Genomic DNA, 6358 nt, shown 5'->3' with positions numbered 1-6358 from the left:
CCGTGCCGCGCGCCGGCCTGTGGGCGGCACAGACCCCGCAGATGTTTCCCTATGCCCTGCTGCAGCGCGCCTTGCACCAGGCGCAAGAACAAGGCCGCCTGGGCGAGATCACCGACGACGCCAGCGCCATCGAGATGCTGGGCTTGCGTCCGCGCCTGGTGGAGGGCAGCCCCCGCAATCTGAAGGTCACGCTGGCGCAGGACGCCGCGCTGGCTGAATTCTTCCTGAAAGGTCCGCACGCATGAACGCTTCTTCCCCCTTCCCTTTCCGTATCGGCCAGGGCTATGACTGCCACGCGCTGGTGGAAGGCCGCCCGCTGATCCTGGGCGGCGTCACCATCCCGCACAAAAAGGGCCTGCTGGGCCATTCGGATGCCGACGCCCTGCTGCACGCCCTCACCGACGCGCTCTTCGGTGCGGCGGCGCTGGGCGACATCGGGCGCCATTTCCCCGATACCGATCCGCAATTCAAGGGAGCCGACTCGCGCGTGCTGCTGCGCGAAGCCGCCAAGCGCCTCGCCGCCGCCGGCTACGCCGTGGGCAACGTGGATGCCACCATCATCGCCCAGGCGCCCAAGATGGCCCCGCACATCCCGTCCATGGTGGCCAACGTCGCCGCCGACCTCGGGATTTCTGAAGGGCAAGTGAATATCAAGGCCAAAACCAATGAAAAAATGGGCTTTTTGGGGCGTGAAGAAGGGATTGCGACCGAAGCGGTTGTGCTGATCCACCGGCAAAACGGCTGAAAAGCGGCGTCAGAAAGTTCCCGACAGGCGCACGTAGGACATTCACTGACACGCTGAAACCCGCACCAGACAAGGGATTGAAGCCGGTTCTGCGCACCATTTCCCGGCACTGAAAGAAATCTAAAGCACCAGAATCAGCCATTAAAACTTTTAATGGAAGTTTCGTACCGAAAATGGCTTGCATTCTCGATTTAATGAGTATAATCGTCGCGTCGTTAGGATTCGAGCTGGTAGTGCGGTTCTTCGCTGTCATTCCTCCCGAGTAACGATAAAGAGCCGGGCGCAAGCCCCAATCAATTAAATTTAGGAGTCCGTAATGGCAACTGGTACCGTCAAGTGGTTCAACGATGCAAAGGGTTTTGGTTTCATCACTCCCGATGAAGGTGGCGAAGATCTGTTCGCTCACTTCTCGGCTATTCAGTCGAATGGCTTCAAGTCCCTGAAGGAAAACCAACGCGTTTCCTTCGAAGTGACCACCGGCCCGAAGGGCAAGCAAGCTTCGAACATCGTTCCGGCTGCTTAAGCTTTCAAGCTGATAAAAAATCCCCGACTCGTCGGGGATTTTTTTCGTCCTTCACTTTCGTACTTTCGCAAACTGAAGTGATGCGCATCAAAAAAATCCCCGCCCTCTTGCGAGTGGCGGGGATTTTCATTTGCGCTGAAGCGGATCTGAATCAGATTTCTTCGTACAGCGGCAGCGTCAGGAACTCGGCGAAGGTCTCGGAAGTGGACATTTCTTCAAAGATCTTGGCGGCGCGGTCATAGGTCGGGCCATCGCCTGCCACTTGCTTCACCTTGGCCAGCTCTTCCGGAATCATCGCGCGCACCATGTCGGCGGTGACCTTGCGGCCGTCTTCCAGGTTTCCCTTGGCGCTGCGGATCCACTGCCACACCTGGGCACGGCTGATTTCGGCGGTGGCCGCATCTTCCATCAGGTTGTGGATCGGCACGCAGCCGTTGCCGGCCAGCCAGGCACCCAGGTAGTGGATGCCGACGTTGATGTTGTAGCGCAGGCCGGCTTCGGTGATCGGGGTTTCGGGCTGGAAGTTCAGCAGGTCGGCAGCCTTGACCTCGACGTCCGGACGCTGCTTTTCGAACTGGTTGGGCTTGTCGCCCAGCACGGCCACGAATTCCTTCATGGAAGCTTCGACCAGGCCCGGGTGCGCCACCCAGCCGCCGTCGTAACCGTCGGTGGCGTCGCGGCGCTTGTCGTTGATGATGCCTTGCATGGCGATGGCGTTCTTTTCCGGATCGTTCTTGATCGGGATCAGCGCGTTCATGCCGCCGATGGCCGGGGCACCGCGCTTGTGGCAGGTCTTCAGCAGCAGCAGGGCGTAGGCGCGCATGAACGGCGAGGTCATGGTGACCTTGGCGCGATCGGCCAGGCAGAGCTCCTTGTCGTTCTTGAACTTCTTGATGCAGGAGAAGATGTAGTCCCAACGGCCGGCGTTCAGGCCAGCGCTGTGCTCGCGCAGTTCGTACAGGATTTCTTCCATCTCGAAGGCGGCAGTGATGGTCTCGATCAGCACGGTAGCCTTGATGGTGCCTTGCGGCAGGCCGACTTCATTCTGCGCCATCACGAAGATGTCGTTCCACAGACGCGCTTCCAGGTGCGACTCCATCTTGGGCAGATAGAAGTACGGACCAGCGCCGCGTGCCAGCTGCTCCTTGGCGTTGTGGAACAGGAACAGGGCGAAGTCGAAGATGCCACCAGAGATGCGCTTGCCGTCCAGGGTGACGTGCTTTTCATCCAGGTGCCAGCCACGCGGACGCACCACCAGGGTGGCGATCTTGTCGTTGAGCTTGTAGCTCTTGCCGTTCGATTCCAGCGAGATGGTGCGGCGGATCGCGTCATACAGGTTGATCTGGCCGCTGATCTGGTTGCCCCACACCGGGGAGTTGGAATCCTCGAAGTCGGTCATGTAGCTGTCCGCGCCCGAGTTGAAGGCGTTGATGACCATCTTGCGCTCGACCGGACCGGTGATTTCCACACGGCGGCACTTCAGGGCTTCGGGGATGGGAGCGATCTTCCAGTCGCCGGTGCGGATGGATTCGGTTTCCTTCAGGAAGTCGGGGCGCTCGCCGGCATCCAGGCGCTTGACGCGCTCGGCACGAGCGGCAAGCAGCTCCTGGCGACGGCCTTCGAAGGCGCGCGAGAGCTTGGCGACCAGCGACAGGGCTTCAAAGGTCAGGACGTTCTCGTAACCCGGCTTGATCTCGCCGGAGATTTCCATGCCGGTAGGCAGCTTCAGTTGCGTCATGCTGGACTCCTCAAAAAGAAAAATGGACTGGGTGATCTTGTTTTCATGATTGTGCCTGAGAGCGTGCAGCTTTTTGCATCGCATCAGACACTTTATGTACGCAGTATATTTAAACCAAATCGATATGAGTGAAAGCTTTTATCAATTTATCTTTGCGTTTTAGTCACAAGTGAGCCGATAATGGCTGCAACCCGTCGCACCAGTTCCGGCGCGGCTTTGCCGCCTTTTTTCAGGCGTTTGGAGAGTGCAGGCATGGACCAGTTCAAGCAGATTTCGACCTTTGCCGAGGTAGCCGCCCGTGGCAGCCTGTCGGCAGCGGCCCGCGCCGAAGGCATCGCCCCGGCCATGATAGGCCGGCGGCTGGATGCGCTGGAGGAGCGCCTGGGCGTGAAACTGCTGCAGCGGACCACGCGCAAGATCGTGCTGACCAACGAAGGCGCGGCCTTCCTGGAAGACTGCCAGCGTATCCTGGCCGACCTGGAAGATGCCGAATCGGCGGTGTCCGAACGCAGCGCGCGCGCCAGCGGGCAACTGCTGATCTCGGCCCCGGCCGGATTCGGCCGCCAGCACGTGGCACCGCTGGTCCCCTCCTTCCTCGCCGAGCACCGCGATGTCACCCTCACGCTCAACCTGAGCGACCGCATCGCCGACGTCATCGGGGAAGGCATCGACGTCGCCATCCGCATCGCCACCCTGACCGACTCCAACCTGGTGAGCGTGAAGCTGGCCGAGAACCATCGGGTGATCGTCGCTGCGCCCTCCTACCTGCGCCGTCACGGCACGCCGGCCAGTCCTGATGAGCTGGTGCGCCACAACTGCCTGGCCATGAGCAGCGAAGGCAGCCAGCGCGGCTGGACGCTCAAGCAATCGGGCAAGGTCAGCGTCTACAAGGTCGGCGGCAACATGGTCTGCAATGATGGCGAGGTGCTGCACAACTGGGCGCTGGCCGGACGCGGCCTGGCCTGGCGTTCGATGTGGGAGGTAGGTGCGGCGATCGAGGCCGGCGAACTGGTGACCGTGCTGGACAAATTCGCCGCCCCGGCCCCCTCCATCTACGCGGTGTTTGCCCAGCGTCGGCACCTGCCGCTGCGCATTCGCGCCTTCGTGGATTTTTTGCGGCATGCCTATGCGCAGCCGGACTACTGGAAGCAGCGCCTCTGATCCCTGACGGCTCACTTGTGTCCCGCGCTGCCGCCCCAGCTACTGCCTGAGGACACTGAGTAGTCCTCTTCCTCTGCCTGAATCATTTGATGGACAAGGGCCACGCACGTGACGATGACCGCATAGAGCGCGTAGCCTCGCAGCACGGATTGGGCCTGCCCTTTTTCTCCCATCGCCTTCAGCAAGCGCGCAGGCAGATACACCGCGGCCAAGGTCAGGAGGAACACCCAGGTCTGGCGCATGTTCCAGATGAAATCGCTGGCCCAGTAAAAGCTCAGGGTCATCAACAGGTAGCAGACCACCAACGTATGCGCCCATCCCATCGGACTCAGTTCGATGTCCTCGCTCGACGGATGTGTGGCCACACCGTGCGAGGGAACGTGTTCCTGTTGTGCGGCGCGTTCAGGCAGACTGATCAGCGCCTCCAGCGCCATCCGCTTTCCCAGATAAAGCACGGGCGTATCGCCGAGCGAATAGTCCAGCATCAGGACGCCATCGCCCGCCTCCAGATCGACCATGCGCGCGCGCTGCCGAGCAGACCGGGTCATGGCCCATTCGCCCTCGCCACCGCTGCAAGCTACATCGCGCACCGCACTGACCACCCAGCTTCGGTCGAATAACTTCACGCGCATGCGTGGCTTGAGTTGATCAAATCTCGGCAAGGCTTGCTCAAGATCGACCCGGGAGACGATGGCGTAGCGTCCCCTGGCTTCCAGCAAGCGCCATTCCAGCGAGTCGCCCTGCATCTTCAGCCACCACTGGTTCCAGACACGCGCGCCAGCTCGCCACTGGCGTTGTCCCACGATGCTGAAGGCGCGCCCTTCGAAGCAGCCCGTTCGGCCGATCGGCAGCGGACCGACGCCCTTTGCCAGGGCCGGCATCCTGGAGACGCCACGGGTCTTCTGATTGCGCCTGTCGACCACGGCGCGGCAGTACACGCACACCGCCATGGTCGAGGCCAGGCTGTGGAATTCGACGAACTTCTCGCAGGACGGGCAAGTGACAGTCCACATGATTCACGCTTGGCAGAATGAAAAGCGCGCATCTTAAGACAAAGAAAATGGTCTGACCAACGAAATTCCGGCCTTGTCGATCATCGCCGGAACCGCGCCCAGCCTGGCTTGCAGCGTGACTACTGCAACCCTGATCAATACCCGTGATATGTCAGGCGCAGGTCGCCATCGGCAGCAGGCGTACCTGACGCTCGATCAGCTGGCGATGCAGCTGTTCAGGTTGCAGCCCCGCCACGATGATCTCCAGCGCCTGTTCCACCTGCAATGCGCCGCACAGGAAAATGTCGAGCGCAGCAAAGCGCGCTTCCGGCCAGGTATGAATGGAAAGGTGGGATTCGGCCAGCAACAGCACGCCGGTGACGCCCTGCTGCGGCCCGAAGTGATGGAAATGTCCCTGCAGCACGGTCGCCCCGGCATGAGCCGCCGCCTGCCGCAAGAGGGATTCGATCGCCACGGGATCGCACAGACGCGCAGCGTCGATGCCATCCAGATCGGCCAGCAGATGCTGGCCACGGGCGGGGAAGGCATTGGCGCTCACTTGTGCCCACCTCCGCCGCCCCAGGATCCGCCCGAACTGGAGGACGACCAGCTGCTGCCGGAGGACGAGCGCGAACTGGAGAAGCTGGTCGAGCCCCAGTTGTACAGCGTCGAGATCGCGATGATGAACAAGGCGTAGAGCACGAAGAGGATTTTCATCAGAAATCATTCCCGTCGAGCTTGTAGGCCGGGGCGTAGATCAGGGTCAAGGTAATGAGGCCACTCCAGAAATGATCGTAGCCGAGAATGGGAATGCAATTCAGGATCACGAAGAGGACCGCCATCACGTGCGCCAGGGTCATGAAGGACATGCCCGGTGCAGCGCGCGCAGTCTCGGACGCGACTTCCTTGCCCAGCCAGGCCCTGAGCTGGTCGGGCGAGACCGGCTTGGCTTCGGACCAGGTGGCTTCCTCTGCCGTCACTTCCAGCGTCAAGCTCTTGCTGCCTTTGCCGTACTGGACCACGCGCGTGACGTCGCCCACGGACACCTTCCAGTTGAAGGCACCGACCGCATAAGTGACCCGTGCCTCGGCTTCGTATTGCATGGGCAGGCGCAAGCGGCCCTGCGTGACACCATCCGCACCCGACATGTCCGGCCAGGTCTGGAGCACCGACGCGGTACTCCAGCCCTCGTCGGCTTC

The 6358-nt window shown here is 61.3% G+C and carries 8 protein-coding genes and 1 pseudogene; 4 read left to right on the top strand and 5 right to left on the bottom strand.

The features are described 5' to 3' along the window. From B3873_RS16630 to B3873_RS16620, 3 genes are all read left to right on the top strand, one after another. Positions 1 to 245 (top strand): 2-C-methyl-D-erythritol 4-phosphate cytidylyltransferase (locus B3873_RS16630; protein ID WP_286867395.1); only part of this gene is annotated, 245 nt, incomplete at its 5' end. Then, on the top strand, positions 242 to 745 hold the full coding sequence (ispF, locus tag B3873_RS16625) for a 2-C-methyl-D-erythritol 2,4-cyclodiphosphate synthase (protein ID WP_286867393.1): 504 nt from the start codon (positions 242 to 244) through the stop codon (positions 743 to 745). The genes B3873_RS16630 and ispF, both read left to right, overlap by 4 nt. A 316-nt stretch (positions 746 to 1061) precedes the next feature. After that, entirely contained in the window at positions 1062 to 1268 is a 207-nt protein-coding gene (locus tag B3873_RS16620) for a cold-shock protein (protein ID WP_006464465.1), read from the top strand. Positions 1269 to 1419: 151 nt separating this feature from the next. Here B3873_RS16620 and aceB read toward each other — a convergent pair whose 3' ends face one another. Beyond that, entirely contained in the window at positions 1420 to 3006 is a 1587-nt protein-coding gene (aceB, locus tag B3873_RS16615; RefSeq protein WP_286867391.1) for a malate synthase A, read from the bottom strand. A gap of 252 nt (positions 3007 to 3258) precedes the next feature. Between aceB and B3873_RS16610 the strand changes: the two genes are divergently transcribed. Further along, positions 3259 to 4167, top strand: coding sequence for a LysR family transcriptional regulator (locus tag B3873_RS16610; RefSeq protein ID WP_286867390.1), 909 nt, complete (start codon positions 3259 to 3261; stop codon positions 4165 to 4167). A gap of 11 nt (positions 4168 to 4178) precedes the next feature. Here B3873_RS16610 and B3873_RS16605 read toward each other — a convergent pair whose 3' ends face one another. From B3873_RS16605 to B3873_RS16590, 4 genes and pseudogenes are all read right to left on the bottom strand, one after another. Then, positions 4179 to 5180 carry a DUF4178 domain-containing protein gene (locus B3873_RS16605; protein WP_286867388.1) on the bottom strand — a complete coding sequence of 334 codons (1002 nt, stop codon included), beginning with the start codon at positions 5178 to 5180 and terminating at the stop codon, positions 4179 to 4181. Positions 5181 to 5331: 151 nt separating this feature from the next. Further along, on the bottom strand, positions 5332 to 5718 hold the full coding sequence (gene speD / locus B3873_RS16600; RefSeq protein WP_121041987.1) for an adenosylmethionine decarboxylase: 387 nt from the start codon (positions 5716 to 5718) through the stop codon (positions 5332 to 5334). Then, the gene (locus tag B3873_RS16595; protein WP_157845714.1) at positions 5715 to 5876 is read right to left on the bottom strand and encodes a hypothetical protein; all 162 of its coding nucleotides are present in this window, start codon (positions 5874 to 5876) and stop codon (positions 5715 to 5717) included. Before B3873_RS16595 ends, speD begins: the two co-directional genes overlap by 4 nt. Then, a pseudogene (locus tag B3873_RS16590) lies at positions 5876 to 6358 on the bottom strand (DUF4178 domain-containing protein); the annotation flags it as partial. The gene B3873_RS16595 and the pseudogene B3873_RS16590, both read right to left, overlap by 1 nt.

The sequence above is a fragment of the Herbaspirillum sp. UBA812 genome (assembly GCF_002296545.1).
Lineage (GTDB): Bacteria > Pseudomonadota > Gammaproteobacteria > Burkholderiales > Burkholderiaceae_D > Herbaspirillum > Herbaspirillum huttiense.
This window is presented reverse-complemented; position numbering and strand designations above follow the sequence as displayed.